Source organism: Streptomyces griseofuscus (genome assembly GCF_014673495.1).
GTDB classification, from domain to species: Bacteria; Actinomycetota; Actinomycetes; order Streptomycetales; family Streptomycetaceae; genus Streptomyces; species Streptomyces murinus.
In genome coordinates this window covers 5,145,286-5,169,974 of the sequence record NZ_CP051006.1, presented here as the reverse complement: position 1 = coordinate 5,169,974, position 24,689 = coordinate 5,145,286, and the positions used below count along the sequence as shown (strand labels likewise).

The window sequence follows — 24,689 nt, the reverse complement described above, 5'->3', positions numbered from 1 at the left end:
GGGCCTTCTGCCGCACATTCGTTGCCCCCCACGTGAGGATCGCCCGCCTGAGGCGACACCGGCAGAAGGGTGGCCCGGCCCGCTCGTCTCGGGGGTGCGGGCGGACCGGGAGCTTGGCCCACTCCGGGCCGGGCCCGGAGGCAGCAGCGGCCCTTGCGGCTACCATCCGGCCCGGAGCGGGGGTCTTGGGTCAGGCGGCCAGCTCCGCCACCCGCGCGAACTCGGCCTCCAAGCGCTCGCGGCCGAGGGCGGCCCATTCGGCGTCCAGGTCTGCCGGCGTGACGCCATGGAGTTGGACCACCGACATGCTGGCGACGGTCCAGCGGGCCTCGCGCGTGTCGGCCTGGATCCTGCACCCCTGGTCGACCAGGTCGAGTGTCCCTGGGGCGTAGGTGTCCCCGATCACCCCCCAGAGGCCGGGGTACTCCACCCAGGCCGCTGTCCATCGGCCGTGCTGGAGCGGACGACAGAGCTGCACGGAGATCCCGGCGCACGGCACGCACACCGGTGGGCTCGGCGTCAGCTCCCCCTCTCGGATCGGCCCGGCAGCGCTGTGACCGATGAAGAGGTACGGGCCCTCGGGGACGGCGGGTGGCTGAGTGCAGACCTGGCAGAGCATGTCCCGCATCACCCGTCGCTGCCGGTACGCGTGGACGGTCTTCAGCAGCGGGCGCCCGCGGGCCCGCCGCGGGACGATGGGCGGCCGCACCCACAGCGTGCCCCACGGGTCCCGATCGTGCGGTGTCTCGTCCTGGTACGCGAGCCCTCCCCGCGGGTGCTCGATGAGCCTGGGCTTCTCGGCCCTCTCCAGGCTGTAGCCCGCGATGTACGGCACGATCCCGGGCGGCGCCGGGGGTAACCCCCGGAACTCCTGAGGCGGGTGGGTGGCGGTCGTCATCCTTCTTCCTCCAAGCCCGACGGCTTTCGACCACCAGGGGTACGAGCGGTGTTCTCATCTGCCCCGTCGCTGCCGGGCGCGGCCTTGGCCCTGCTACCGCCACGCGGCTGAAAGGTCGTCTCGGCCAGCGTCAGGTAACGGTGTACGAAGCCGTACGAGCGCCCGATCTCCGCGGCGAGTTGGCGGATCGACGCGCCACTCTCGTACCGCCCTTTGAGCCACCTGCCTGCGGGTTCCCATTGCTCGGGCCTGAGTGGCCGCCCGTGCGGAGGCCAGTCGATGTGATCGTCAGGCACGGCTGCCGCCTTCCGCCTCACTGTCGAGACCCAGGGGGGCCGGGATAAATCGCAGCGTGCCCCTCTCTCTGCGTCGGGCGCGGCATTGCGGAATGTGCGCATAGCTGTGGTAGGAAGACGCGTCGCCGAGCCAGGCGAGAGGGGTGAGGTGGGGGGTGCTCACGTCTTCCGTCGCCTGGCAGCGGATGCAGGTGACGAGTCGGCTGCCGGTCGCGGCCTCAACGGCTGCGGCATGGGCCTGCGCCAGCGGCTCGGCAGCGGCGCACCGGCCGGTGCGCTGGCACTCCTCGCAACCCACGAGGTGCCCCCACCAGGCAAGGTACGTCGAGAGTTTCGCTTTCCGCGCCTCGATGCATCCGGTGCAGGCACGCGGGGGCCAGCTGGCGCTCATCCCTTCCAGCGGAAGCAGCACAGCCGGCGCACCGGCCGCGCACCACATGCACTGGGTACCGGCACACTGCTCACTGTTCAGCGTGCTGCTGACGGGCATCTCGTGGAGCGAGAGCAACCGGTTGATCCAGGCTTCCTCATCCGCCGGACCGGGGCACGGCTCCGCTGGGGGCCACTTTACGAGTTCCATCGGTCTCCTTCGGTGCGCTCGCCCCGCCCTGGGCTGTCCGGGAGGTCGTAGCCGATCTCGCGATACCGGTCGTCGGCTTCGTTGTCGGCGTCGGTCGGGGCAGCGGCGCATCTGTGGCACTGCCCGTCAGCGTCGAGATAGACCGTCACGTCGAACAGCTGATGAAAGGGGCACGCAGGTGGCTCGGCCTCTGCGTGCGTCTGGCCTTCGTCCTGGCCGCTGGTGTTCTCCGGCTCACTGTTCACCGCGTTGTCTCCGTGGCACGTCATGCGGCCAGTCCCAGCGTCACGTCGCACACGACGGGGAGGTGATCCGAGAGCTTGCGAGCTGCGGCCGTGTCCCAGATGAAGTACTCGACCGGCTTCACGTAGCCGGAGGTGAGGACATAGTCCAGGCGCCAGAACACCGGCTCGTTGCGGTAGAAGTACCCCACGGTGGCGGCCGCGGGGTCGCCGAACTTCCTCTGCGGGTCCTGCCACCCGCTTTCGAGCAGGACTTGGACGGCGCGCCGGTCGGCCCCGCCGAACTCGCCGCCGGGCCCGACCAGCCTGTACCTGGAGTGCAGATTGCTCGGGATGAGCGACCAGTCCGGCGGCTCCCGGTCCGGGGTGTTCAGGTCCCCCAAGAGGACCGCCCCGCCCGGCGCACCTGGAAAGGTGCCGCCGTAGTCGCTGATGAACCGGACTTCGGCCAGCCGGCGGTCGCCGTCCGACCAGGCAAGGTGTGTGCCGAAGGCGACGAAGTCACGCTGATCGTCCTTGGCTCCGCGCGGTCGCAGTCGTGCCTGGATCAGTGCGTGGTGGAAGGCTTCCTTACCCACGACACACCAGTCCATCAGCTGGAGGGCCGACGGGGCGTAGAGCACGACGGTTCCGTTGGGCGGGCCGGGGTCCCTGCGGACGCGCGAGGGCGCCATGGTGACGGGCACCATCTCGACCGCGTCAGCCACCTGGCACAGGTGCCGGTTGGTCCACCCCTGGGCCTCCTGGATGCACAAGAGGTCCGGCTTCAGGTTGCGGAGCATCTCCACCTGACGACGCAGACGCGCGTCGTCGCCGCTGTCCAGGCCACCGCAGTACGTGTTGTAGGTGACGGCGCGTAACGGCTTGGTTGGGTCAGTCAACAGTTTCTCCAGAGGCAGTGGCGGGTGTCGGGGCGGGTCAGGTCAGGTCATTAGGCGGGCCGCTGCCAAGACGACCAGCCCGGTGAACAGCAGCGCGTATGCGCCAGCCACCCAGGTGACTCGCGGGTGCCGCTTGCGGATGATTCGCCAGGCGTCCAGGCCGGTGCGCCCGTTGGCGCTCGCGCGGATACCAAAGCTGCTCAGGGTGATGGCCACGACCTGGAGGGGCTGGGCCGGTCGGTTCTGCTGGTCCATGGGTTTCCTCTCCGGGGGAGCCGGGGGCAGGTAGGGGTGCACGACGACGGGGGGCAACGCGTCGTCTGGGTAGTGCGCCAGGAAGTACTGGAGGGCCCGCTGCTCGATCGCAGCGAGGCAGCAATGGCACAGGTAGATCGGGGCATGTTGCCCGTCGATTTGCGCGGGCCCCACCCACGTCACGAGCAGGCCGGTCCCGTCGCACCGCCAGCAGTCTCCGAGGATCCACTTCACGAGCACGGCCCTTGGGGTCATCCGGACATCACCCCATACGCGAGCGTCCCCATGAGGACCAGGACGACAGCCATATAGAGCGTCTGCGATCTACGTGTGGCCCACACCGGTCTGTCGCCCGACTGGGGCCCGGCGCCGCACGGGTCGCCGGTCTCACGCTCCACCTCGGCCCAGACCCGCTTCCCCCAGGGGAGACGATCCGCGCCCCATGACCACGAGAACGCCTCAACGAGCGCCAGCCCCCGGCCGTGGACATCGTCCGCGTCCGCCGAGACCAGCACGGGCATGTCCCGGCTGAAGTCACAAACCTCAACCCGCACCCGGTCACCGAGGGGCCGGAGGGTGACACGGAACGCCTCTCGCCTGGCGTGCAAGACCGCGTTGGTGGCCAGCTCGGAGACCACCAGTTCGACCCTGTCTGCGGCGTCCCCGATCCGCCACCCCGCCAGGGCGTCCACCGCGAAGGACCGAGCGTCGGCGACGGAGGCCCGCACGCGGTCGAACGTCTCCGTCGCCACGGGCCTACCCGCCTCGTCCACATACGACCCCGCCCGCGCGCCGCGTCGCGTACGCACGTCAGTCGTCCTGCTCGGTGACGAGCCGGTCCCGCCCAGCCTGGACAAGTCGGGCCACCGCGTCGGCGGTCGCCAGGGCACCGGGGCGGGCCGCCTCTACGCACCAGTAGCGGCGCTGGCCTGGATCGGTCCGGCCGGGAGCCGGCACGCTCAGGTAGTGACCAGAGCCCATGTACTCGGCGTCATCGCGGGGCCGCGCCCACTCCGCGCGATGCGCCGTGCTCGTCGGCGTGAGCACGAAGTAGGCCCGCCGCATCAGGTTCGCGAAGACCGGGCCGTGCAGAACCTCCGCCAGGTATCGGTCCGCTGCGACAGGGTCGTCGGTGCCTGCTGCGGCGTAGACGAGGGCACCGTCGATGTAGACGACGCCCCACAGGCTGCCGGACCGCAGCAGCGCCACACCCTCATCACGCCACTCCTGCTCCGCCCTACCCGCGTCGGCAGCGGCCCTCAGCAGCCACTGACGCACTGCGCGGTGGCGATCGGTGGACCCGGCTTCGGTTCCAACCCCTGGAACGCTGTTCTGCGTGGTTGCTTTGGACATCGCCTTGCCTCTGAAGAGTTGGGGCACCCCGCTCTGCCCCTCGCAGCGCTCGGGGCCGGGGCCTGGCTATCTCTGGCCTCCCGCACATGCGGTGAATGCCTGATGACCAGACAACTCCTGCTCGTTCCGGCCCGGTTAGGGCGATGCCGTTGGAATCCGGGCGGGCTCCCTAGGGGGAATTGACCCGCCATTTACCTGACGGTGCCGATTCCGGGCGCTACGGTGCGCGCATGACGACCACGCGCAACACTGTTATCGAGGCGTGGATGAAGAACCACGGATACAGCTCAAATCTCCTGGCAGAAGCGGTCAACACGGCTATCGGGCAGTTGACCGGGCGACCCGGCGGCCATGACGGATCATCCGTGCGTGACTGGAAGTCCGGCCGCGTCCGATGGCCGAAAGCGGTGACCCGCCAGGCTCTGGAGATCGTCACCGGCCTACCCGCCGCCGAATTAGGGTTCGTGCCACGCGGCCGGGCTCAGTCCGCCCCCGTGCCCCAGCAGGAGGACCCCGACATGAAGCGCCGTAACCTCGTCGGCGGCATCGCTGCTGCCGCAGCCGTCGCAGCCGCCCCTGGCACGGCTCCCCGCCGCATCGGCATGAGCGACGTCGAACGCCTCCAGGGACGATTTGCGGAGATCATCGCAAGCGACCACCGCCACGGCGGGCAGCTCGGTATCGAGCAGCGCGCCGCCGCACTCGCCGACGAAGCACTGAATCTCCAGAATTCCGGCACCGCCACCCAGCGTGTACGCAGCAGCTTGTACGCGTGCGCGGCCAGCTTCCGGTCCTCCGCCATGTGGGCGGCAATCGACGGTCGCCGCTACGACGAGGCCCAGCGGCACATGCGCGAGGCTCAGGCCCTCGCGGAGATGTCCGGTGACCAGGCGATCAAGTTCCGCATCTGGAGCCACGCCGGGACCATGTACCGGCACCTGGGCCGCCCCGGTGACGCCCTCGCCGCCAACGACGTCGCGCGCAGCCTGCACCTCACCCGCCGAGATCCGCTGTTCGCCTCCCTCGGACTCGCCCGCCAGGGAGCCATCCACGGTGCGGCGCAGGACCGCACCAGCGCCCGCCGCGCGTTCGACCAGGCACAGGGCGCCCTGGACCGGGCAGACCCTGAAGCTCCCCGCCCGTTGTGGCTCACCGCCTTTTACGACCAGGCCGAGCTGAACTCCCTTGCCCTCTCGGCGCACCTGGCCCTCGGCGAATACCCGACAGCGGAGGCACATGCTCACCAGTGCCTCTCCGCCCTTCGCCCCTATATGGCCCGATCCCGGGCCATCGCGACGACCCGCCTCGCGCACGCCCAGCTCGCGCAAGGGGATGCCGATGCCGCGGTCGCCTCCGCGATGATGGTCCCGACCTCCGCAGCTACCCAACACGCCCGCGTATCGCGCATGCTTCAGGAGTTCGGAGCCGCCCTGCGCGCCACCGCGCGCGGCAGCTCCACCCTGCAGATCTGGACTGAGCACACCGCCGCCTGGAGGACCAGCGCATGACCACGGCCCCCGCCATCGAACTCCGCACGTTCACCACCCTCGACGCCGTCCGCGGCGACCTCCTCGACGTGTACGCCGAGGTACGCGCTCCCCTGCTCCACCTGCCGAACTACGCCATCACCGCCTTCGGGGAGCGCCTGGACCGCCACGGCGCCGAGCCCGGCTTCATCGCCGTCCTCGCATACGCGGACGGCCAGCCGATCGGCTATGCCTACGCCAACCGGATCGAGTACGGAGACCGGTACTGGCAGCGCACCACCCCGCCACCAGCCGACCAGTACACCCAGCAGCCTGCCGTCGCGCTGAAAGAAATCGGTGTCCGAACCGAGTGGCGCGGTACCGGCTCCGCACGACGCATCCACGACGCGCTGCTCTTCACCCGCGACGAGCCGTACGTGACGCTCATGGTCAACAGGGCCGCCGGCGACGGGAAGGTCCATGCGCTTTACCGGTCGTGGGGGTACGAGGACATCGGGCAGAGCCAGCCCTCACCGGCTTCCCCGCTGCTCACCGTGATGATCCGCGCCACCCGCTGACGTTCTACCGGGTGCTCACGTAGCGGACGCTGCTGCCGTACCGCTCGGCCACGGGGGCCATGCACCACTGACACAGCGGGCGACCGCCGGCCCCGTACCGGTGCGTCATCCGCTGGCATCCGGAGCATTGTCCGGTCAGGCCGGGCGCTCGCGCGGCCGAAGGGTCCGGCTCGATCACCGGGGGCGGGGGCATTCTCAGATCGCTCATCGGGCTGGTCCTGTTCCTGGCGGAAGGCACCACCGCCATTCGAACAGAATAGAACGACTCTGGCGCTTTGACTGTCAGTGACGCCTCGTAACGTAGAGGCATGCCCCGTCCCTCTCGGCCTCATGGCCAGGACGCCCCTGCGCGGGACCAACTCAACGAAGAGATCCGGCAGCTCATGGACCAGGAACCCAGTAGGCAGCGCTCCGACCGCTACTACCGCGCGCTGCTCGCGTGGGCAGGCTGCCTCGGCGACGAGGCCCCCGAGGCGGCCTGAGACGCACCCGTGCCCCCACCGGAATCCGGCGGGGGCACGGGCACTCACCAGGCGGGACGCCTGAGCGCATCGGGAACCAGCCTAACGGCGCCCTCCGACACCGGCCTCGACTAGCGAAGGTGCCCGGTCAGTCCCAGAGCCTGAGTTCCCGGCTCGCCAGCTTCAGATGCCGGGTCTCCGGCGGGTAGCCCGTCGGGGCCTGGAGCCCGAGAGCCCACACGGTGACCGCGTATTCGTACCCCTGCCGGTGACGGTGGTAGTCGTCGGCGGCGAATTTCAGGAACCGCCGGACGGCGGGACTGTAGGGCTCTTGGTCGTCGCCGCCGCCGGGGGTCTTGAGCCGGGGGTCGGTGAGGAGCCGGGCGAGGGCGTCGTGCCAGCGGGTCAGTTCCTCGGCCCGCCGCCGGAAGGCGTCCTCGGTGTCGCCATCGACGTCGGCCAGCAGGGTGTCCAGATCGAAGTGCGCGCGGAGGGTGACCTGGTCGTCGTACTCCTCGATGGCGTCGATCTCGGGGCCGGTGAAAGGCGTCACGTTGTACTGGCAGAGCCCCATAGTGTTCTGCATCGACGTTCTGAAATAGCGCATCAGAGGCTCCCGTCAAGAGTCACGTACGGGTCGTTCGCCCATCCGCGTTTGTGGTACTTCGCCTTGCCGACTCCGGCCCCGGTCACGATGTACCGGTCGCCCGCGCCCCCATGGGGTGTTCCTCGTCGGGGAACGGCTCGGCGTGCGCGGCACGACGGATCTGGCGGGCCGCCCGCCCAGCGTCGGGATACGAGCGCCGGTTGCCCCTCGTGTACGGCCTCACGATGCCCCCCAACAAGTCCGCGCGGGCGGCTCCTGGCCTGGGTGGGTCTCGTTGAAGTGAGCGCGGATCGCATCCTCGATCCGCTGCTTACGCTCGTCCTCACAGGCCGTCGCGTGCTCGGTCAAGATGCGCGAGCGCTCGACGGTGCCCGCGCTCACCGGGATCGGCGGCAGCGCCAGCGGTTCGGCACCCGGCCACTCCTCGTGGAACCAGCCACACGCCAGCGCACACGGGAACCGCAGCACCCCGGCCCTCGGGTGGTTCAGCGGGTACGGGGAGACGAACGGCGGGATGATGCTCGGCTCCGGTGGCGGCGCCTCCGGCGCCGCGCGGCGGACGGCTTCCAGCTCGGCGAACTGCTCAGCGGGAGTCGGCTTCAGCAGGGAAGCCAGCCAACCGTCGAGGTCCTTCAGATCGGGCACGGTGCTCCTCCATGGAAGCGGCCCCGCCGACGGGGGGCAGCGGGGCCTGACGACAGTGTGACAGCAACCGGTCAGGAGGCAGACAGGAATCCAGCATTCCGTATCGCCCCGACAGCCGGGCCGACTCCGGACGCCACGGCGGCCACGCCCAACCGCCACAGCACACCTCCTGTTTCGGCGGCCGCACAGGATGCCACAAACGAGAACGGCCGCCCCCGGAGCTAGGGCGGCCGTCCGTTCGAGAAGGAGTCGTCAGCGAGCGAACAGCGAGATCACCCCTGTTGCTGCGCCGGCGACCCCAGCGACGGCCCCGACCACGCCCAACGGCCAGCGCCTGAGCTTCAGCGCTTCGACCTCCGCCGACAGCATGGCGATCGACCTATCGGTCTCGTCGCGGAGCCGCGCCAAGTCCGCCTCCGTGCGTGTCGAGCGTTCCATGAGAACGCTCAGCGACCCTTTCACCTCAGCGAACCCGGTGCTGACCGTGCCTCGCAGCCGCTCCAGTTCTACGGCGACCACCGGCTCCGACGTCGTCATGGTTAGACCTTCCTGGACAGACTGGCCGAGTTCGGGTCCCCGAACGCGCGGGCGACCATGCCCTTGATGAGCGCCAGGCCAGCGCCCACCCCGGCGCCGAGCGCGGAGTACCACATGCTGGCGTGAGTGGCCTCGGCCGGGACGAACGCCGCGGCGAAGCCGAACGCGGCGCTGGTGACGGCCCGCTCCACCAGGTCCTTGGCGTACGTCTCGGCGGTGCGCAGAACGGCCCCTCCGTCGGGGAGCTGGAAGCTGCTGCTCATGGGTCAGGACTCCTTCCAGGCCAGCGCCGTCAGCACCGCGCTGGCCACCTCGATGTCGAACTTGCTCTGGTTGAGCAGCCGGACCCGCATGGAGCGGCCTGCGCCGATCCGCTTGACCAGCGGCACGAACCCATACGTGCCGCCGGGAGTGCCGACCACCTCGTGGATCGGGTGGACGGCCTTGAGGACGTCGCCTTCCCACTCGCTCATGCGTACCTGGACGACGTCGCCGACGGGCAGACCCTCGAAGCGGAGCGACAGGGAGCCTGTGAACCGCGCGGCGCCGGCGGCGAACGTCTCGCCGCTGGCGGCGTGGTCTCCGGCTTCGTCGTCCCATTCCTGCGTGAACTGGATGTCTTCCCAGTTGCCGGGCGCCAGAGGGTAGGAGCGCACCAGGCCGAGGTTGATGTACGCGGGACCGGTCAACTTGACCTCCCTGGGCGGCGGCGGGCTCGCGGTGTCGGGGCTCCAGCTCGCCGGGTGCTTCAGCCGCTCGGCGACGTCCGCGCGCAGCTGGGTCATCGTGAACTGGAAGCGCCCGCGCGTGCCGTAGCCCTCGACGGGCCCAAGGGGGTCGATTTTGCCCTCGACGCTGGTCTCCAGGTGGCCGGCGCAACTCCCGGCCCCCCAGCCGTGATGGCGGCAGATCGCGGCATTCCACCGCACCCACGAGTCGTACTGGGCGCGCGAGTAGACGTCCTTGCCGTTGCCGAGGTTCTCCACCTCGATCCCGTACAACACGTCATTGCCATCGACGGTGCCGGTGCTCTTGTCCGGCTTCGGGATCGGCTTCTCGTTCAGGATCGCCTTGTACGAGTTCACGGCCGCCAGCCCGGCATGGTTGGCGCGGTGGCAGGACACCAGTACGGCCACGCCCGTCTTCGGCAAGAACGCATGACAGAGCGGCGAGGGCAAGTTCGGCGCCCCGTCCACTGCGACCGCGGCGAGGCTGTTCGACCCGGCCGTGTGGTGGTTCAACACCCCGTGCACGGGGCCGAAGACCTTGCCGGTGACGGCATCACGGCCGCGGGTCGTCCATCCGCTGTACTCCGTGAACCGCACGCCCTCCGCTTTGAGGGCTGTTCTCCACTGGTCGGGCGTCATCGGGTCGGACAAGGGGACCACTCCGAAGAAGTGAGGATCCTTGCCCGGCCCAGAACCAGCGGCGTATCGCTCTTGGAGTCTAGCTTTCCCCGCTGCTGACGGCCTGCGCCTGCCCGGTGTAACTGGACAGGCGGCGGGCGACCGTTTCCGGGATGCCGACTGTGAGCAGCGCGGTGTAGTCCTGCATCTTCTGCGCCGCCTCGGCCGCCAGCAGTCCCGCCACACGCGCCTCCTGGTCGGCCAGCATCTTGGCCTGCAAGGTCAGGTACTCCGCCTCGGAGATCAGCCGGCCGGGGCGGGACAGCACCGGATCAATGCCGTCGCCGGTGACGGTGAGCTGGGAAATCACGCCGTCGTCGTACACCGCCCAGAAGTTGCGCGGCTGCGGCGCGGGCTGGTCGCCGCCGTCGTCGCCCGGCCACGGCCAGGGCAGGGAGTCCAGCATGGCGCGCTCCTCACAGGCTGATCAGCAGGACACGGAGGGTGAAGTAGATCGCGTAGTAGTAGGCGTTGGCCGCCCCGCGGCCGACTCCCGCCCCGAACCCGACCGGCATCGAGGAGCCTGCGGCGAGCGTCCCCCGGCCGAGGAGCTTGGTGTGCTGGGTGTGGATGCCACTCATCGTGGAGCTGCCCGTGTTGCGGATGTACTGCATCTCGTCACCGTCGAATCCGGTGGCGGCCGCTCCGCCGGCGGGCACGACGAGCCAGATGTCCACTTCCTGCTCAGCGAGCACCAGGGCCGGGCGGCATGTGTCCGGGTTCGTGACCGTCACCGAGTAGGTGTCCACGGTCGTCAGCCCCGAGGTCGGCACGGGGACGTCGTTGTATGACCGGTTCTCGAAGTAGTTGGTCAGCGACGCCTTGCCGCGCGGCTCGCTGCGCAGCACGCCGTTGCTGTCACAGGCCACCACACCGCCAGCGCTGTCCACGCTGCACGGGTAGGGCCAGGTGCCGGTGGCCACCTTGAGCGGGGTGCTGCCCGAGCCGTTGCCGGACAGGCCGCATCCCGTACTCACCGTGGCGGCACCGGTCGGCACGTACAGAGATCCGTCCGGCCGCGTGACGAGGTTGTTCCCGGCCTGCCCGGACACCTTGGCACCGATGGCACCGGTCGCCGGGTCGTAGCTCACGCCCGGCCCGGCCGACAAGCAGGATCGGACCGCCGCGCAGGGCACCTCGGCCGAGATGACATACGGGTTGGCCGCTGAACCTGAGCCGCTGACCGACGTGTTCGTGCCGGCCTGAACCGTGCAACTGCACTGACCTCCGCCGCACCCACAGCGCGCCACTGCTCCCACCGTCCTCGGGGGTTGTGCTCGGGCCCGGCCCAGAACCAGCGGCGCGCCCCCGAGTCTATCGACGTGCCGCCCGGACAGTGTCCGGACAAGATCAGGACGCCTGTCCGGACAGCTCCCGGACACCCCGCCCGCCCATGCGCCGGCCTGCGCGGACACTGTCCGGACACGGTGCCCGGACAAGATCCGGACCAGGAGTCAGCCCCACAGCTCCACGATCACGATGCCGCTGCCTCCCCCGGTCCCGTTCGTCGTGTCACCGTCCCGCGCAAAACCGCCCGCCCCGCCACCACCCCAGCCCCGGCCGGCGCCGCCGCCACCGGTCGAAGACCGCTGCCAACCCCCGTGCCCCATCCACGACTCGCCGCCCTCCCCCGACTGGCCCTCGTTGCCGCTGATCCGCAACGCCCCACCACCAGGGCCACCACCCTGGGCAATGTCACCGATGCCCGCGGCCGGGCCAGGCGTACCGGAAAGACACATCGGAGTGTTCCCGGAGGGCATCACAGCCTGCCCGCCCGCACCACCGTTCGCCGTGCACAAGCCACCGAACGAGGAGTTGCCGCCGTTGCCGCCGTCGGTGGTGGCCGTACCCGCTGCGCCGCCCGCGCCGACCACGATGGACTCCGTCGCCCCCAGCACGGAGACATCGATCAGCCGCTCCGAGTAGCCGCCGCCGGACCCGCCTGGCTGCGCCACCAACTGGCCGGCGCTCGCCCTCGCACCCGCGGCACCGCCACCGCCCGCCTGAACCATCACGCGGACCCTGGCGAGCCACGGGTAATCCGCCTTCTTGAACGTGTACGAGCCAGTCGTACCGAACGTGAGGACCTGGCGCAGGCCCTGCTGACCTGGGATCAGGCACAAGCGGCCGTCATCGCCGACGGTGAAGTAGTCGGAGCAAACGCATACAGACGCGATCGGACTCACCCCTCGGGTGTGAAGTGAGCCCGGCCCAGAACCAGCGGCGCGACAACGAGACTAGCCCGGCCGGCCCGCGTCCAAGGCGATCACGTGGACCAGCACGTCCGGCCCGGCCGGCTCGGCGACGCCGCTGCCACGCCGCCCGCGCGTGCGCCAGGCCCGTACGGTCACGCACCAGGCGGTGACCTCTTCGAGCGCCACGGTCACCGTGCGGTCGTCCTCATCCGGCGTCGGGTCGACCGCCACCGCGGTGACCGCCGGGGCCGACCCGTACGCCGTAGGGAACGTCCAGCGGGCGCGGCCGTCCTCGTCGGTGAGCAGCACCGTCCCAACCGGCCCGGCGGGCTCCATCGGTGGCGCCTCGTGCGGCGGCGGGTCCTCCTCCACCGGCTGGCCGGACGTACGCCGTCGCGCTGCCGTCCGCGCACGGTGGTCGAGGTGGCCGAGCACCCCGGCCAGCGGGTTGCCGACGACCCGCCGCGCCGGTGATCCACGCATCGCCATCAGGCTGCCTCCGCCCCGGACGCCGCCACCTGCACCTGCACCGACTCCCGGCCGGGCGTGTTCTCGTCACCGCCCGTCTCCGAGACCTTCACCCCGACGATTTTCAGCCGCTGCGTGACCTTCCGGCACGTCTCCATACTTGTCACGTCCAGTGACCAGCCCGGCACCAGGCTGGGCACGTCGATGGCGGCCTCCGGGGAGATCGTCACCTCCTGCGTGTCGATGAACACGGGGACTGTCGCCGAGGTCCGCTGCCGGGCCTGCGCGGACTGCTCGGCCGACGCGTTGTCGGTGATCTCGGTCTGCTCGATGTACCGCTCGTGCAGCCCGTAGAAGGCGTCGGTGCCGCCCGCCTCGCCGATCGCTCCGCTGGTGTCGCTCCCGGCGACGATCCACCGTGTGATCAGTGAGTCGCCGTCCTCGGCGACCTGCAGGCCGTCGGGAAGGTCCGCGTCCGACAGGCGGCCCACGCTCTGCGTGTACGTCTCGGGCAGCAGCAGGATCTTCGACCCGATCGCCGTGTAGTCCAGGCCGGCCTCGGCGAGCTGCCGCAGCCAGTCGCCGGTCTGCCCGATGTCCTGGCTGTACGACCGCGAACCCGACACCCCGGCCTGGCCGATGACCTGGACGGTGTGGCCCGGGTCGTCGGGGCGGAACCCGTCATCGATGAGCCACTCGGCAACATCCATCAGGTCGACGTTCGTGAACGTTCTCGTCTCGTGGATGACGCGCCGGTCCAGCCAGGCGAGGACGTCCTTGGCGTTCAGCTCGATCCCGTCGAGCGCCCATGAGATGTTCGTGATCGGGCCGTCCCACACGTACTTGTCGTCCCGGAACAGCACCAGCCGGTTCCTCCAGCTGGAGACCCGACCCAGGCGCCCGCAGCAGTCGCCGTCCGGGTTGATGACCACCCGCGCCGTGCTGACGCCGTCCAGAACCCGGTTCCATTCGACCTGGGTCAGCACGTTGGCGACGGCAACGATGGCGCCGCTCCTGTCGACCACCTGGGCGGTGTGGGTCCCGCACCCCGCTACGGCCATTACCGTCCCCGTCCCGACACGTTGATGGTCACCAGTGCATCCATGGCCGGCGGGTTCTCCACGTCCGTGCTGAGGCACACGCAGTAGCTCGCGCAGTCCAGCACGTTGAAGGACACCGGCATGCCGTCCATGCCGTAGACGTCGGACGAGCTCTCGCAGACACCGTTGCACTCGACGAGGGCTCGCCCGGTCTGGCCGTCCAGGGTGACCGCACCTCCGGCCGGGACGAAGCCCACATGCCAGTAGCTGTGCGGATCGCACCGCTTGAAGTCGGCGAGGTCTTCGCAGGTCATGCCGACTTCGGTCTGCTCGTAGATCTCGATCGTCAGATTCCGCAGGTCCGTCGACCCGGACCGGACGGTGACGACCGGCACGTCCGACGACCAGGTCGGCCGGCTCGTCAGGTCCACCGTGTAGCAGGTCCGCTCGGTGGCCAGCGGCAGGCAGTAGCAGGTGTTCAACGGCGCCCCCGGCAGCGGCGGCTGCGCTGGCGCGCACCGGGTGTCGGCGCACGCCGCGGCGGGGTCGACGCAGGCCGCGAACCGGCAGCCGCCGGGGCACTGCTCCGTGGACCCGGCCGGGTGCAGGCACCAGCCGACACACGAGCCGTCCAGGTCCATCGGCGGCACGACTTCCAGCACCGGCATCGGGTCGGTGTACAGCCACGGCACCGCGGCCGTCAGCACGAATTCAACCGTCAAGATGTCGGCGCCGGACTGGCATTGACCCGCGCTGCAGCCGTCACCGGCCCGCGCGGTCACCTTCGGACCCTCGGTCAGGGCGACCCTGCGCAGGGTGCGCCGGTGCTTGGCGTTGAACTGGGCCGGGGTCAGGTCCGTCTCGCCGGGGCAGCAGTTGTACGTCACCAGGCAGTCGCCGTCGCAGTCGCCGCTGGCACAGCCCTGCAAGACCTGCGACAGCCAGTGCAGTCCGTAGTCCACGCCGCAGCAGGTGGAGCCGAGGACGAGCGCGGTCACGGTGATCGTGCGCGGGATCGCGCGGGCCGGACCGATGGATCCGCCCCCGGCGATGCCGCCGGTCACCGACCGCTGCACCGGGTGATCCTCCATACCGGCGACATCCAGCACCATCAGCCCGGTGAACTCCGCCGACTCGGGCACGTCCGCGTCGTACCAGGGCGCCGGCGACGCCGGATCGCCGGGCGTGGTGTACGGCAGTTGCTCCAGGACCTCGTAGCCGAACGTGGGGCATCCGCAGCCGCTCCAGCCGGTCAGCGGCGACCCGACCGTCTCCAGGTAGGTGTTGAGCCGGGCGTGGTTCACCAGCTCCACCCCGCCGTACTCCATGTACCAGTCGACCGCCATCAGCTCACTCCCGCCGCGAGGACCAGGCGGTTCAGCACCCGGTGTGCCGTCATGTGCGCGTCGCCCACCTCGTTGATCGTCCAGTAGTTCGTCATCTGCAGCCCGCCCCCGGCCGCCCGGGCGCCGCGCGCGGTGGCCGCCGCGGTGCCGTCGGCGGCGGCCTGGCGGGCGCGCTGCATCCGGGTCAACGGGATGACCACGCCGTCCCCGCCGCGCCCGCCGAGCCCGGTCAGCTGGGCGGTCACGCCGTCGGCGAGGTTGCGGGCCGCCACCCGCGAGGCGTCCTGCAAGCCGGCCAGCCGCCGCAGGAACCCGATGTGCAGGCCGAGGCCGGTCATGTCGCCGATGTGCATGAACACGCGGCTCGGGCTCTTGATGTGCAGGGCCGCCTTGATCGCGGTCTGCATGCCCTTCGCGATGTCGAGCATCAGTTTCTCGATGGCCTTCTGCTGGCCCTTCAACCCGGCCAAGAAGCCCTTCGCGGCCTGGGCGCCCGAGTCGTACAGCAGGTCCGCGCCGGTGTTGCCCAGCGTCGTGGATGCCTTCGACAGCTGGCCCTGCAGGTTGTTGAGCCGCTTCAGCTGATCCGACGTCGCCGACGACAGCGCGGCGGCGATGCTGGCGCCCTGCTCGGGACCGAGGCCGATGACCTGCTGAAGCAGGCTCTTGGACAGCCCCCGCTTGGCCAACCGGTTCACCTCGGCGGTGAACGTCTTCACCTGGTTCACCGCGCTCTGCAGGCCGGCCGTCAGGGTCGAGGCGGTGACCTTGTCGGCGCCCTGGGTCAGGCTTTGCAACGAGAACGCCTGTAGCGCCGTGTTCGTCGTGTCGGCGGCGAACTTTCGCGCGTCGGTGATCCGCTTCACGAGTGCGTCGCGCTGGGTGGCGAGCTTCTGCAGCTTCGTGTTGCCCGAGCTGAGCATGGCGACGAGCTGGTCATCGACCCGCGTCTTCTTGCCCTTGAAGGCGTCGGTGATGGCCTTGACCATCGCGTCCGTCGTGGACTTGATCTGCGCCGCCGTGCCGGTCAGGCCCTTGACGAAGCCCGCGCCGACCAGCTGCCCGATCTTGGCGAACACCTTGGACGGCGAGGCGATCTGCAGCGTGGTCTCCGCCGCGGTGACGGCTGTGCCGGCCATGTCCTGCGCGGCCGCCGCGACCAGCCCCTGGTTCTGGCGGATGCCGTCGACCATGCCCTGCACGACCTGGGCGCCGACCGTGTTCAGCAGGCTGGCGATGCCGGAGAGTGCCGCGCTCAGGCTGGACAGCACGCTGCTAGCGGCCGAGCCGCCCGCTGAGGCGGCCGTAGCGGTCGTCGCGGCGAGCGTGCGGGCCTGGCCGACGCCGAGCATGTCCAGCAGCCCGGAGCGGGCCGCCAGTTCGGCCGCCCGTTTCGGCCGGGTCAGCGGAATGACCACCTCCGGTCCGGCCTCGCCGATCAGGGCGTGGGTCGGCCCGTAGACGATGCCACCGGAGGCGAACGGCAGGTACTTCCTGACCGAACTCGGCAGCCCGCTCTTGATCTTGCTCATGATCTGGCCGCCGACGTTGCCGATCGCGCCGACGATCCGCGAGCCCAGGCCGGAGAACAGCGAGACGACGCCCGAGATCAGGCTCGACACAGCGTTCTTGGCGGAGCTGGCCGCCGACCGGAAGGCGCCGGCGATCCTGGAGCCCACGGACGACAGCGCGCTACCGATCCGGCCGGGCAGCCCGGAGAAGAACGACACCACCGCCGACCCGGCGGAGCTGGCCGCGCTCAGCGCCGACGAGCCGGCCGACCGGAACAGGCTGGAGACGCGGCCCGGCAGCGCGGCCAGCGCGGAGCCGATCCGGCCGGGTAGCTGGGAGAAGAACGACGCCGCCGACGACAGGAACGAGGAGATCGCCGACGTCGCCGCGTTGAACCCGGAGACGAAGGCGTTCAGCAGGAACGTGCCCAGCGAGGCGAGGGCGCTCGCGATCCGGCCCGGCAGCTCGGTGAACGTGAAGACGATGCCCGCGAGCAGCGTCAGCAGGGCGATCGCGATGCCGGCGACCGCTGAGGTGAACAGGTTGAGCAGGAGTCCGGGCAGCGCCTGCAGCCCGGCGAGGATCATCCCTGGCAGCTGGGCGAAGAAGCCGACGACCGTCTGGAAGCCGGATACCACGAACTGGCCGATCGACGTGAACAGGCCGGTGAAGAACGAGGCCAGCATGGAGCCCAGCGCCGACAGCCCCGAGACGATCATCCCGGGCAGCTGGGCGATGAACGTGATCACCGACGTGATCCCGGAGATCAGGCCGGTCAGGACGCTGACGACGCCCTGGATGATCGGCACGACCAGGTTGATCGCCAGCCACGTGTCGAACGCGGCGCCGATCTGCGCGATCGGCCCGACGATCCGCAGGAGCAGCACGGCCAGCGGAGCGACCGAAGCGACTAGCCCGGCCAGGGACGGCAGCAGCGGCAGGACCGCCTGGACCATCGCCGAGAACGCCGAGACCAGCCCGGGAAGCGTCGGCATCAGGGCGTTGACCAGCGCTGTGATCACCGGGGCCAGGGAGGCAGCGACCTGGCCCAGGGCGCCCGCCAGCGTCGTGAACAGAGGGGCCAGAGCGGCGAGCAGCTGCCCGATGGCCTGACCGATGCCGGTCGCTAGCGGCGTCAGCGCCTGCACCAGCACCGCGAACGCCTGAGCCAGCGGCGGCAGGACCGGCATCAGGGCTGCGACCAGCTCCTGGATGATCGGCTCGAACAACCCGGTCAGCAGCTGCAGGACGGGCGCCAGGGCGCCCGCCAGGACGGACACCACCTGCCCGACCAGTGGCAGCAGCGGCGTCAGCGCCGAGAGGACCTGGCCGACCGCGGCACCGACCGGTCCGAGCGCCGGGCCGATCACCGCGAAGGCGGCAGCGAGCCCGTTCGCCACCTCCTGCAGAACGGGGGCAATCGCCGCCAGCGCGGGCCCCAACGCGTTGATCAACCCGGTGATCGCCGGGCCCAGGGCGACGAACACCGGGCCCAGGGCCGGCGCGATGGCCCCGAGCTGCGTGACCAGCGCCGACAGGATCGGCCCGAGCTGCGCCGCGATCTGGGCGACCGTCTTGAAGACGTTGCCGATCGCGGTCTGACCGGCTGCGGTCTGGGCGAACTGGGCGAACGCGCCGGTGATCTGCTTGAGGTTGTTGAGGAGGCCCCCGCCGTTGACGTTGGCCGCCCTCCAAACGTTGGCGAGGATGCTGCCGACGTTCTGCGCGATCGCCCCGAGCTGCTGGAAGACCGTGAGCGCGCCCCTGACCAGGGACACCGCCCGACCGCTGTCGCCGAGCCGGGTCAGGAAGTTCCCGATCCGCGTGCCGACGTCCCCGATCGCCTGGCCGACCTGCGCACCAAACGCCGTGGCGACGCTGCTCGCGACGGACAGCAGGCCCCGCGCGAGCGGCTGAACCGCCGTGGACAGACCGCCGACCGCGTCCGACGTGCCCTTGACGATGCCCTGCAGACCGTTGAACGCCGTCTTCGACGTCGCGAACTTCAGCCCCTGGTCGGTGGCCCGGCCGAACCCGGCCGCGATCTTGTCGAGTCCAGAGCCGAGCGGCAGCAGGTTCCTGACCGCCGCGGTGACGTCGCCCGAGAACTGCTTGAAGAACGACTGCTGGACCGACTGCTGGACCTTCTTCAGCTGCGGCTGCAGATTCCGGATCGCCGTGACGGCCTTCTGCGCAGCCGGGGCCAGGTCCTCGATCGCCTTGCTGAACGCGTCGGCGTCGCCGGACAGCGCAGCCGACAAGGCGTCATCGACGCCCAGGACCGCCAGCTTCAGGGTGCCGAGCGCCGTCTGGAACCCGGCGATGGCGGCCGGGCCGGCGGCGATGGCCCCGGCCGCCGGTGCGAGTGCGGCCGTCAGCTTCGCGACGCCGCTGGCGGCGCCCGCCGCGGCGATCCCGTACGCGCCGAACTTCAGGCCAGTCCCCAGGACCTTGCCGACCCTCAGTGCGGCACTGCCGAGGCCGGCCAGGGACCGGGTCAGGCGGTCGTTGTCGACGTTGACGTTCGCATTGACCCGGACGTCCGGCGCGTTGTGCGCCCGGATACGGCGGTCCAGCTCGTCCAGGTCGGGGACGACCCGGATCGGGATCTCAACGTCGGCGAGGAGGGCGCGCAGCCGCTCCACGAACCCGGTGACGTCGGGCGCCACCGGGATGTTCAGCGAGTCGACCGAGCGGAGCCCGTTGAGGAGCTGCGCGTCGAACCAGCGCAGGTCCGGCTCGACGCGGACGGTGACCGCCTGGGCGTTCAGCCCGCGCTGGATCTGGCGGCGAATCTGGTCGCCGATGCGGCGCGTCGCATTCAGCAACGCCCGCTGGATCTGGGCGCCCGTCTGGCGGGCCTGGGCGTCCGTGCTCCCATCGTTGAGATCGATGGTGATGTGCGCCGAGCCGAAATCGACGTCCTCGCCGGCCACTGGGCAACCTCACAGCTCGTGTGGTTGCCCGGCCCAAAACCAGCGGCGATCTCAGGTTAGTCGCTTCACCCCGCCCCGAGCTGGGCGTCCGTCGCGCCCCACTGCGCCATCAGGGCCTGCGCGTCCGCCATCGTCATCACCCCCCGCTGCACCTGCTGCGGCTGCTGGGGCTGTGGCGGTGCGGCCGCGCGAGTCCGTCGACGAGGCCGCCGCAGCGACACCGGCACCGCGTACAGCCGCGCCTCGAGCCGCTTCCGCTCGGTCTCATCCTCGGCACTCATGTACATGGCTTGCTCCGCCGCGTTGATCAACGTGCGGAGCGTCCAGCGGTGGAGGTCGACCCCTTGGAGCGCGAGCTGCCCTTCCCAGGCGTCCCAGCCCTCCGCGACGCTCGCGAGGATCCGCTGGACGACGTAGTAGGGCGGTCGCCACCCCCGTACAACTCGGTCGTCCACTCCAGCAGCTCCATCAGCACCCGGTCCGGGAGCCGCATGCTCCTGTCCTCGACGCGGACCGCGCCGGTCAGCTCGGCGGCGTGCTTGTCGGCCTCGGCCCGGGTCCGGAAGTGCGCCACGGACTTGCCGCCCTTGATGACCTCGAACCGCAGGAACCGGTCGGCGGACTCCGGAATCATCAGCTTCGCCAGGAACTGGCGCATCGCCCCGTACACGCCGCGCAGGACGGCCGGGTCCATCTTGGTCAGGTCGGTGTCCTCCCCGAGCGCCTTCTGCGCCTCCTGAACCTGGCTGTAGCCCTCCAGGAACTCGTCCCCGAAGACCTCCGGGACGAATTCGAGCTTGCCCAGCTCGCCCAGGTTCGCGACGTGGTTCTCGGTACGGACTGCGAAGTCGCGTGTTGCCACGGGTGTGCCCAATCTCCCGCGCTACGCCCGGCCTAACACCAGCGGCGTGCCGGGCAAGGGTAGCCGTGCACGGGCGCAAATGGCGCGGCGAACCACTACCGCAGTCGCCCAACCCTATGCAAGATCACAGCATGGACCTCCAAGGTGTCGGAGCTGTAGCCGCTGCCGCTGTTGCAGCTCTCGCGGTGCCTGCCGCCCTAGTAACTGGCCGATGGTCGACGCGCGGCGCGCTTGCTCAGGCTGAAGCCACCTACAAAGCCGCTCTGGAAACATCGCAAAACACGGACAAACAGTGGCGCAGGAGTGTGCGACGAGACAGTTACAGCACTTTCCTTCTGGCGTCGACGCAACTCCACATCAAGACAGAACGCATGATGAGGACTAGACCTATCACCGCAACTACGTTAACCACAGCATTCGAGGAACTTAGTCGTTTGCGAGACGAACTGGAAGCGAAACTCACAGTAGTTGAACTCGAAGGCCCTGATGCGGTGGCCGAGGCTGCGCGTAACCTCGCTTCGGCAGTTAACCGGTTCAGTGCCAGTCGCCGGAAATACGTCTCAATTGCGCAGGCTGAACAGAAGTTGAGGACTCTGATTCGAGAAGACACCCCCGCAAGGATCGGGTTATCCGCACTGCAAAGCGCACTCGACACTCTGCGTGGGACCATCTACACCTGCCACTGGGAAGGGCCCGCCCCCTTCGAAATCGAGTCACTCGACAGCCCACTACCCGACGAAGTGGCGGAAGCGTTCGGACAGGCGCAACTGGCTTTCATGCGCCTACCTGCCGATACGTTCACCATGAGCGAAGAACGGGACCTGCTCCAAGGCACCTTCAAGCTTCAGCACAACCCGTCCGAAGAGATGCGCGAATGCACCCTGTCGAAGAGTGTATTTATTCAAGCCGCGCGCAGGACGCTCGGTTGAGCAGAATGAGACCACGGCGATACAGCCGCCTCATCGCCCGAGACGCAAAGCTCGCCCCAGGAAATTGTTGGGGCGCGTTCCCGGGTGGTGGACGACGCTCGCGAATACCGGCCGCCCGTCGACCTCGAACCGCAGGACTTTCGCGCGGCGCGGCCGGATGACGTGCGGGCGAGTGCCCTCGAGGACGTACAGCGTCGCCGGGTGGTCGCAGGTGACCACGCCCTGGAGGCCGCGCGGCCCCTCCTCGATGTGCCAGTTGATGTAGTCGGGCATCGACCCGGGCGCCAGACTGCGGGCGATGTCCGCCACACGTCGAGTGCGGGCCGCCAGCCGGCGTTCCACGATCCCGCCGCGCAGCCGCAGCATCCGGGCGATACGGCCCGGGTCGATTCGCACGTCCACGCTCATGACTCACCTCCAGCGGCACAGCCGCAGAACGGCAGGGCCACGGTCAGCCGCTGCTCGATGCCGACGCACTGCCCCTCGGGGCCGAGGGTCCGCAGCTGGCCCATCACGAACTGCTGGCCGCGCCGGGCGTCGCTGGTCTGCGGGAAACAGCACAGCAGCGCGTTGGTCACGCTGGCAGCGTCCACGTGCAGGACGCGGGCCGCCGCCGCCTGTTCCTCGCACGAGGGCGGGCAGCCCTGCTCGGTGTAGGTCGGCGCGCACCGCAGCAGCGTGATGACGTAGTCGGCGGCCTGGCGGACGGGCGCGCAGTTCCGGCTGCCGATGACGTCCTTCGTCTCCGTCGGGAACGCCGACGTCGGATAGATCCGGTCCAGGTTGACCGTGAGCTGGCCGACGGTCTGCGCGCCCGAGCAGTCGCCTGTGCAGTTGTCCCAGGCCGGCTTGCCGGGCACCACGCACGCCACGCACGGGCAGCCGGGTTGGCCGTCGACCCGCTCGGCCATCGTGGTCAGCTCGGCGCACACGCAGGCGAGTAGCATCTGCGCGATGTCGTCAACGATCAGCGGACTCAGGGCCATTGCTGCACCCTCGGCCTCTTGAAGTCCGGCGAGTACACTCGCGACGGCGACGTCAGCCGGTACGGGTTCACCACGCTCAGCCACAGGTCGGCCAGCGGCAGCCCGGTCCGACCCTCCTTGAAGATGACCGTCGGGTCCCCGAAGTCCAGGTCGACGCCCTGCCGGGACAGCCGCGTGATGTTCCGGTTCGCCCGGCAGCCGCACGAGCCGCCGCCGCAGCCCTGCAACAGGTGGCAGGTCAGCTCGGACACCGCGGCGATCGCCGCCTCGTCGAGCGGCAGTCCCCACCGGTACGTGACGGTGAACGTCCCCGGCTGCCCGGGCGCCGCCGCCATGTCCTGGCAGTCCGGCCAGCACCCGCCGTCGGTGCGGACGAGCTTGCCGGGCGCGTCCACCCGGTAGGCGCCGGCCGGGAGGACATGACCGTCGACGTTGACCTCGGTCACGTCGTACACCGGGCCCGGCAGGTACACCACGCACAGCTCGCCGCAGGAGCAGTCCGACTGGCAGCCGCACACCGAAGCGTTGCGCCATGCCCCGTCCGCGCCGATGTATGGGATCCACGGACCCGTCGTGACACCGGCCTGGAAGGAGATGAACGGGGCGGACTCCAGACAGGCCCGGCGACACGGCCGCACGGTGACCAGGCACGGGCCATACCGGCGGCCTGACAAGCCCCACAGGATCTGTGAAGCGACGAGCGTCCAGCGCTCCACGGCCGCCGGATCGGCCGAGGAGGTGTCACAGCACAGCTCTGTCGGCCACGCCTCGCACGGGCCTGTCTGGATTGGCATCAGAGCCTCCTGGTCGTCTCGTACGCCGACGGCTTCGCGAACTGGGCACGGATCAGCCGGCCGACCTCGCCGTTGTCGAACGAGTCCGGCATGGTCGACAGGAACGGCGTCGACCGGTCGAAGCGCGGCCCGCGGTGCATGACCTTCACGTCCCGGATCTGCTCGCCACCGACCCGGCTCAGCACCCCGTACGCGGTCCGCTTGTGCAGCACGTCCAGGCGCTGCCCGACCTCCAAGGCGGACAGCATCCCCTGCTTGCCGATCGCCATCGGCACGTGCAGCTCGTACGACAGCGGGTCCTCGTGCCCGTACTCAGCGAGCAGCTCCCTCGTCTCCCGCATCCCCCGCAGATAGACGCCCGAGGCATGCTCGGCGTACTGCCGCTCGACGTCGCGGACCGGCCCGCGGTGCAGCATCGGCATCCGGTCGAGCGGCTCCATGACGAACATGTCGTCGTTCGCCCACAGGAACGGGTCGCTGATCTCCGCGCTCTGGCAGGCATGCCGCATGGCCAGCGTGGTGTTCGCGAACTTCGTCCCGCCCGTCTGCAGGGTCGGGACGAAGCCGACGCCGCCCACCCACGCCGGCCGGTAGCCGATAAGCCAGACGCGCCGGTGCGGGAGGTGGGCCTCCCAGGAGCGCAGGGCGTACCTGAGCTGCTGGTTGACCGCGCCCTCCCGCACCGGCACGACAAGGTCGGGGACCTCCACCGTCAGGACGCCAGGCAGAGGTCGCCGGCGACCGTCGAGTACTCGCACGTCGGCTCAGGCGGCGCCACGTTCGTCAGGAACATGCGCTTGTGGCAGTTCGAGCCGATCGGGGTGAGCATGGGGCCCGCGGTGCCGGCCGCGTCGATCGGCATGACGTCGTACGGACCGACGCCCCAGCCTCCGCCGGTGCGGGTGTTGCCGGTCATCTGCAGCGTGACCGCCTCCGAGCCGATTTCCACGTCGCCGAGGATTCCGTTGGTGATCCAGGGCAACAAGAAATACAGCCAGGCGCCGCCCGTGCCGTCGGTCTGGCAGACGTCGTCACCGAGGACCTCCGCCCAGAACTCCAGCGCGAAACCGGTCCGGCAGGCGATGCTGCAGTCGTCGTAGCCGATCGGCTTGCCGTCGAAGCCGTACACGACCGGGTTGCCGGTGGTGATCTCCAGGAACTCGGGCGAGACGCTGAAGAAGTTGATCTCCACGCCGAACGAGTTCAGGGTGGGGCAACCCTTCTTGAAGCCGCACACCTTGCCGTTCGCGGCCTTGTACTTGATGTCGTCGCCGTCGTCCGTGTCCGGCTTGAGGGCGACGGACGCCAGGCAGTCGAAGACGAACGCGTTGTCGTCACCACACACGGGACGACCGCACTGGTCGACCCTGGTAACCCTGACCGTGTCCAGGTTGCTGATCAGCGGACATGTCATTG

General features: G+C 69.8%; 31 protein-coding genes. 4 read left to right on the top strand and 27 right to left on the bottom strand.

Annotated elements, in window-relative coordinates:
• Nucleotides 1–190: 190 nt before the first annotated feature.
• From HEP81_RS23380 to HEP81_RS23350, 8 genes are read right to left on the bottom strand one after another with little or no spacing between them, the layout of a single operon-like run.
• Nucleotides 191–898: a hypothetical protein gene (locus HEP81_RS23380; RefSeq protein ID WP_051850020.1), complete on the bottom strand. Its 708-nt coding sequence runs from the start codon at nucleotides 896–898 to the stop codon at nucleotides 191–193.
• A complete protein-coding gene (locus HEP81_RS41620; RefSeq protein ID WP_243279568.1) occupies nucleotides 895–1,296 on the bottom strand; it encodes a helix-turn-helix domain-containing protein in 402 nt (133 codons plus the stop codon). The genes HEP81_RS23380 and HEP81_RS41620 overlap by 4 nt, the downstream gene beginning before the upstream one ends.
• On the bottom strand, nucleotides 1,187–1,774 hold the full coding sequence (locus HEP81_RS23375; protein ID WP_157854346.1) for a hypothetical protein: 588 nt from the start codon (nucleotides 1,772–1,774) through the stop codon (nucleotides 1,187–1,189). Before HEP81_RS23375 ends, HEP81_RS41620 begins: the two co-directional genes overlap by 110 nt.
• On the bottom strand, nucleotides 1,762–2,019 hold the full coding sequence (locus tag HEP81_RS23370) for a hypothetical protein (protein WP_037653576.1): 258 nt from the start codon (nucleotides 2,017–2,019) through the stop codon (nucleotides 1,762–1,764). Before HEP81_RS23370 ends, HEP81_RS23375 begins: the two co-directional genes overlap by 13 nt.
• 20 nt (nucleotides 2,020–2,039) lie before the next feature.
• Complete coding sequence (locus HEP81_RS23365; RefSeq protein ID WP_037653577.1) at nucleotides 2,040–2,897, bottom strand: endonuclease/exonuclease/phosphatase family protein; 858 nt, start codon at nucleotides 2,895–2,897, stop codon at nucleotides 2,040–2,042.
• A 42-nt stretch (nucleotides 2,898–2,939) separates the two neighbouring features.
• Complete coding sequence (locus HEP81_RS23360) at nucleotides 2,940–3,386, bottom strand: hypothetical protein (RefSeq protein ID WP_167739841.1); 447 nt, start codon at nucleotides 3,384–3,386, stop codon at nucleotides 2,940–2,942.
• Between the two features lie 17 nt (nucleotides 3,387–3,403).
• On the bottom strand, nucleotides 3,404–3,904 hold the full coding sequence (locus HEP81_RS23355) for an ATP-binding protein (RefSeq protein ID WP_157854348.1): 501 nt from the start codon (nucleotides 3,902–3,904) through the stop codon (nucleotides 3,404–3,406).
• 58 nt (nucleotides 3,905–3,962) lie between these two features.
• Nucleotides 3,963–4,361, bottom strand: coding sequence for a hypothetical protein (locus tag HEP81_RS23350; protein WP_157854350.1), 399 nt, complete (start codon nucleotides 4,359–4,361; stop codon nucleotides 3,963–3,965).
• Nucleotides 4,362–4,735: 374 nt separating this feature from the next.
• Here HEP81_RS23350 and HEP81_RS23345 point away from each other — a divergent pair, with 374 nt between their 5' ends.
• The 3 genes from HEP81_RS23345 (at nucleotide 4,736) to HEP81_RS23335 (ending at nucleotide 7,031) form a co-directional block, all read left to right on the top strand.
• The gene (locus HEP81_RS23345) at nucleotides 4,736–6,013 is read left to right on the top strand and encodes an NsdA family TPR-like regulatory protein (protein ID WP_051850021.1); all 1,278 of its coding nucleotides are present in this window, start codon (nucleotides 4,736–4,738) and stop codon (nucleotides 6,011–6,013) included.
• On the top strand, nucleotides 6,010–6,549 hold the full coding sequence (locus tag HEP81_RS23340) for a GNAT family N-acetyltransferase (RefSeq protein WP_190276026.1): 540 nt from the start codon (nucleotides 6,010–6,012) through the stop codon (nucleotides 6,547–6,549). The genes HEP81_RS23345 and HEP81_RS23340 overlap by 4 nt, the downstream gene beginning before the upstream one ends.
• Nucleotides 6,550–6,857: 308 nt before the next feature.
• Nucleotides 6,858–7,031 carry a hypothetical protein gene (locus HEP81_RS23335; RefSeq protein WP_157854352.1) on the top strand — a complete coding sequence of 58 codons (174 nt, stop codon included), beginning with the start codon at nucleotides 6,858–6,860 and terminating at the stop codon, nucleotides 7,029–7,031.
• Between the two features lie 127 nt (nucleotides 7,032–7,158).
• Here HEP81_RS23335 and HEP81_RS23330 read toward each other — a convergent pair whose 3' ends face one another.
• The 14 genes from HEP81_RS23330 to HEP81_RS23265 form a co-directional block, all read right to left on the bottom strand.
• Entirely contained in the window at nucleotides 7,159–7,617 is a 459-nt protein-coding gene (locus HEP81_RS23330) for a hypothetical protein (RefSeq protein ID WP_157854354.1), read from the bottom strand.
• 219 nt (nucleotides 7,618–7,836) lie between these two features.
• Complete coding sequence (locus HEP81_RS23325; RefSeq protein WP_037653582.1) at nucleotides 7,837–8,262, bottom strand: hypothetical protein; 426 nt, start codon at nucleotides 8,260–8,262, stop codon at nucleotides 7,837–7,839.
• Nucleotides 8,263–8,514: 252 nt separating this feature from the next.
• Nucleotides 8,515–8,799: a hypothetical protein gene (locus HEP81_RS23320; RefSeq protein ID WP_037653583.1), complete on the bottom strand. Its 285-nt coding sequence runs from the start codon at nucleotides 8,797–8,799 to the stop codon at nucleotides 8,515–8,517.
• Nucleotides 8,800–8,801: 2 nt separating this feature from the next.
• Nucleotides 8,802–9,062, bottom strand: a complete 261-nt coding sequence (locus tag HEP81_RS23315; protein ID WP_037653586.1) for a hypothetical protein — start codon at nucleotides 9,060–9,062, stop codon at nucleotides 8,802–8,804.
• Between the two features lie 3 nt (nucleotides 9,063–9,065).
• Nucleotides 9,066–10,187 carry a peptidoglycan recognition protein family protein gene (locus HEP81_RS23310; RefSeq protein WP_243279567.1) on the bottom strand — a complete coding sequence of 374 codons (1,122 nt, stop codon included), beginning with the start codon at nucleotides 10,185–10,187 and terminating at the stop codon, nucleotides 9,066–9,068.
• 58 nt (nucleotides 10,188–10,245) lie between these two features.
• The gene (locus tag HEP81_RS23305; protein WP_037653587.1) at nucleotides 10,246–10,611 is read right to left on the bottom strand and encodes a hypothetical protein; all 366 of its coding nucleotides are present in this window, start codon (nucleotides 10,609–10,611) and stop codon (nucleotides 10,246–10,248) included.
• 10 nt (nucleotides 10,612–10,621) lie between these two features.
• Entirely contained in the window at nucleotides 10,622–11,296 is a 675-nt protein-coding gene (locus tag HEP81_RS23300; protein WP_157854356.1) for a hypothetical protein, read from the bottom strand.
• Between the two features lie 363 nt (nucleotides 11,297–11,659).
• Nucleotides 11,660–12,328: a glycine-rich domain-containing protein gene (locus HEP81_RS23295; RefSeq protein ID WP_243279564.1), complete on the bottom strand. Its 669-nt coding sequence runs from the start codon at nucleotides 12,326–12,328 to the stop codon at nucleotides 11,660–11,662.
• 114 nt (nucleotides 12,329–12,442) lie between these two features.
• Nucleotides 12,443–12,889, bottom strand: a complete 447-nt coding sequence (locus HEP81_RS23290) for a hypothetical protein (RefSeq protein ID WP_037653589.1) — start codon at nucleotides 12,887–12,889, stop codon at nucleotides 12,443–12,445.
• A complete protein-coding gene (locus HEP81_RS23285; protein WP_243279561.1) occupies nucleotides 12,889–13,893 on the bottom strand; it encodes a hypothetical protein in 1,005 nt (334 codons plus the stop codon). Before HEP81_RS23285 ends, HEP81_RS23290 begins: the two co-directional genes overlap by 1 nt.
• A gap of 35 nt (nucleotides 13,894–13,928) precedes the next feature.
• A complete protein-coding gene (locus tag HEP81_RS23280; RefSeq protein WP_037653591.1) occupies nucleotides 13,929–15,254 on the bottom strand; it encodes a hypothetical protein in 1,326 nt (441 codons plus the stop codon).
• Nucleotides 15,254–19,702: a hypothetical protein gene (locus HEP81_RS23275; RefSeq protein WP_051850023.1), complete on the bottom strand. Its 4,449-nt coding sequence runs from the start codon at nucleotides 19,700–19,702 to the stop codon at nucleotides 15,254–15,256. The genes HEP81_RS23280 and HEP81_RS23275 overlap by 1 nt, the downstream gene beginning before the upstream one ends.
• Nucleotides 19,703–19,767: 65 nt before the next feature.
• Complete coding sequence (locus HEP81_RS23270; protein WP_157854360.1) at nucleotides 19,768–19,983, bottom strand: hypothetical protein; 216 nt, start codon at nucleotides 19,981–19,983, stop codon at nucleotides 19,768–19,770.
• A 26-nt stretch (nucleotides 19,984–20,009) separates the two neighbouring features.
• Nucleotides 20,010–20,564 carry a hypothetical protein gene (locus HEP81_RS23265; RefSeq protein WP_037653593.1) on the bottom strand — a complete coding sequence of 185 codons (555 nt, stop codon included), beginning with the start codon at nucleotides 20,562–20,564 and terminating at the stop codon, nucleotides 20,010–20,012.
• Between the two features lie 131 nt (nucleotides 20,565–20,695).
• Here HEP81_RS23265 and HEP81_RS23260 point away from each other — a divergent pair, with 131 nt between their 5' ends.
• Entirely contained in the window at nucleotides 20,696–21,493 is a 798-nt protein-coding gene (locus HEP81_RS23260; RefSeq protein ID WP_157854362.1) for a hypothetical protein, read from the top strand.
• A 30-nt stretch (nucleotides 21,494–21,523) separates the two neighbouring features.
• On the opposite strand, the gene HEP81_RS23255 is transcribed toward HEP81_RS23260, so the two are convergent.
• From HEP81_RS23255 to HEP81_RS23235, 5 genes are read right to left on the bottom strand one after another with little or no spacing between them, the layout of a single operon-like run.
• Entirely contained in the window at nucleotides 21,524–21,901 is a 378-nt protein-coding gene (locus HEP81_RS23255; RefSeq protein ID WP_037653595.1) for a hypothetical protein, read from the bottom strand.
• On the bottom strand, nucleotides 21,898–22,479 hold the full coding sequence (locus HEP81_RS23250; protein WP_037653596.1) for a hypothetical protein: 582 nt from the start codon (nucleotides 22,477–22,479) through the stop codon (nucleotides 21,898–21,900). Before HEP81_RS23250 ends, HEP81_RS23255 begins: the two co-directional genes overlap by 4 nt.
• On the bottom strand, nucleotides 22,470–23,273 hold the full coding sequence (locus tag HEP81_RS23245; RefSeq protein ID WP_037653597.1) for a hypothetical protein: 804 nt from the start codon (nucleotides 23,271–23,273) through the stop codon (nucleotides 22,470–22,472). The genes HEP81_RS23250 and HEP81_RS23245 overlap by 10 nt, the downstream gene beginning before the upstream one ends.
• Nucleotides 23,273–23,983 carry a hypothetical protein gene (locus tag HEP81_RS23240; RefSeq protein ID WP_106979876.1) on the bottom strand — a complete coding sequence of 237 codons (711 nt, stop codon included), beginning with the start codon at nucleotides 23,981–23,983 and terminating at the stop codon, nucleotides 23,273–23,275. Before HEP81_RS23240 ends, HEP81_RS23245 begins: the two co-directional genes overlap by 1 nt.
• Nucleotides 23,984–23,985: 2 nt before the next feature.
• A complete protein-coding gene (locus HEP81_RS23235) occupies nucleotides 23,986–24,687 on the bottom strand; it encodes a hypothetical protein (protein WP_037653598.1) in 702 nt (233 codons plus the stop codon).
• Nucleotides 24,688–24,689 lie beyond the last annotated feature (2 nt).

Excerpts from the sequence above, each read along its gene's own strand:
- HEP81_RS23380 (WP_051850020.1), bottom strand. The coding sequence starts at position 898 with ATGACGACCGCCACCCACCCGCCTCAGGAGTTCCGGGGGTTACCCCCG.
- HEP81_RS23335 (WP_157854352.1), top strand. The coding sequence starts at position 6,858 with ATGCCCCGTCCCTCTCGGCCTCATGGCCAGGACGCCCCTGCGCGGGAC.
- HEP81_RS23305 (WP_037653587.1), bottom strand. The coding sequence starts at position 10,611 with ATGCTGGACTCCCTGCCCTGGCCGTGGCCGGGCGACGACGGCGGCGAC.
- HEP81_RS23375 (WP_157854346.1), bottom strand. The coding sequence starts at position 1,774 with ATGGAACTCGTAAAGTGGCCCCCAGCGGAGCCGTGCCCCGGTCCGGCG.
- HEP81_RS23315 (WP_037653586.1), bottom strand. The coding sequence starts at position 9,062 with ATGAGCAGCAGCTTCCAGCTCCCCGACGGAGGGGCCGTTCTGCGCACC.
- HEP81_RS23255 (WP_037653595.1), bottom strand. The coding sequence starts at position 21,901 with ATGAGCGTGGACGTGCGAATCGACCCGGGCCGTATCGCCCGGATGCTG.
- HEP81_RS23320 (WP_037653583.1), bottom strand. The coding sequence starts at position 8,799 with ATGACGACGTCGGAGCCGGTGGTCGCCGTAGAACTGGAGCGGCTGCGA.
- HEP81_RS23330 (WP_157854354.1), bottom strand. The coding sequence starts at position 7,617 with ATGCGCTATTTCAGAACGTCGATGCAGAACACTATGGGGCTCTGCCAG.
- HEP81_RS23280 (WP_037653591.1), bottom strand. The coding sequence starts at position 15,254 with ATGGCGGTCGACTGGTACATGGAGTACGGCGGGGTGGAGCTGGTGAAC.
- HEP81_RS23250 (WP_037653596.1), bottom strand. The coding sequence starts at position 22,479 with ATGGCCCTGAGTCCGCTGATCGTTGACGACATCGCGCAGATGCTACTC.
- HEP81_RS23260 (WP_157854362.1), top strand. The coding sequence starts at position 20,696 with ATGGACCTCCAAGGTGTCGGAGCTGTAGCCGCTGCCGCTGTTGCAGCT.
- HEP81_RS23245 (WP_037653597.1), bottom strand. The coding sequence starts at position 23,273 with ATGCCAATCCAGACAGGCCCGTGCGAGGCGTGGCCGACAGAGCTGTGC.
- HEP81_RS23345 (WP_051850021.1), top strand. The coding sequence starts at position 4,736 with ATGACGACCACGCGCAACACTGTTATCGAGGCGTGGATGAAGAACCAC.
- HEP81_RS23235 (WP_037653598.1), bottom strand. The coding sequence starts at position 24,687 with ATGACATGTCCGCTGATCAGCAACCTGGACACGGTCAGGGTTACCAGG.
- HEP81_RS41620 (WP_243279568.1), bottom strand. The coding sequence starts at position 1,296 with ATGCGCACATTCCGCAATGCCGCGCCCGACGCAGAGAGAGGGGCACGC.
- HEP81_RS23340 (WP_190276026.1), top strand. The coding sequence starts at position 6,010 with ATGACCACGGCCCCCGCCATCGAACTCCGCACGTTCACCACCCTCGAC.
- HEP81_RS23270 (WP_157854360.1), bottom strand. The coding sequence starts at position 19,983 with ATGAGTGCCGAGGATGAGACCGAGCGGAAGCGGCTCGAGGCGCGGCTG.
- HEP81_RS23290 (WP_037653589.1), bottom strand. The coding sequence starts at position 12,889 with ATGGCGATGCGTGGATCACCGGCGCGGCGGGTCGTCGGCAACCCGCTG.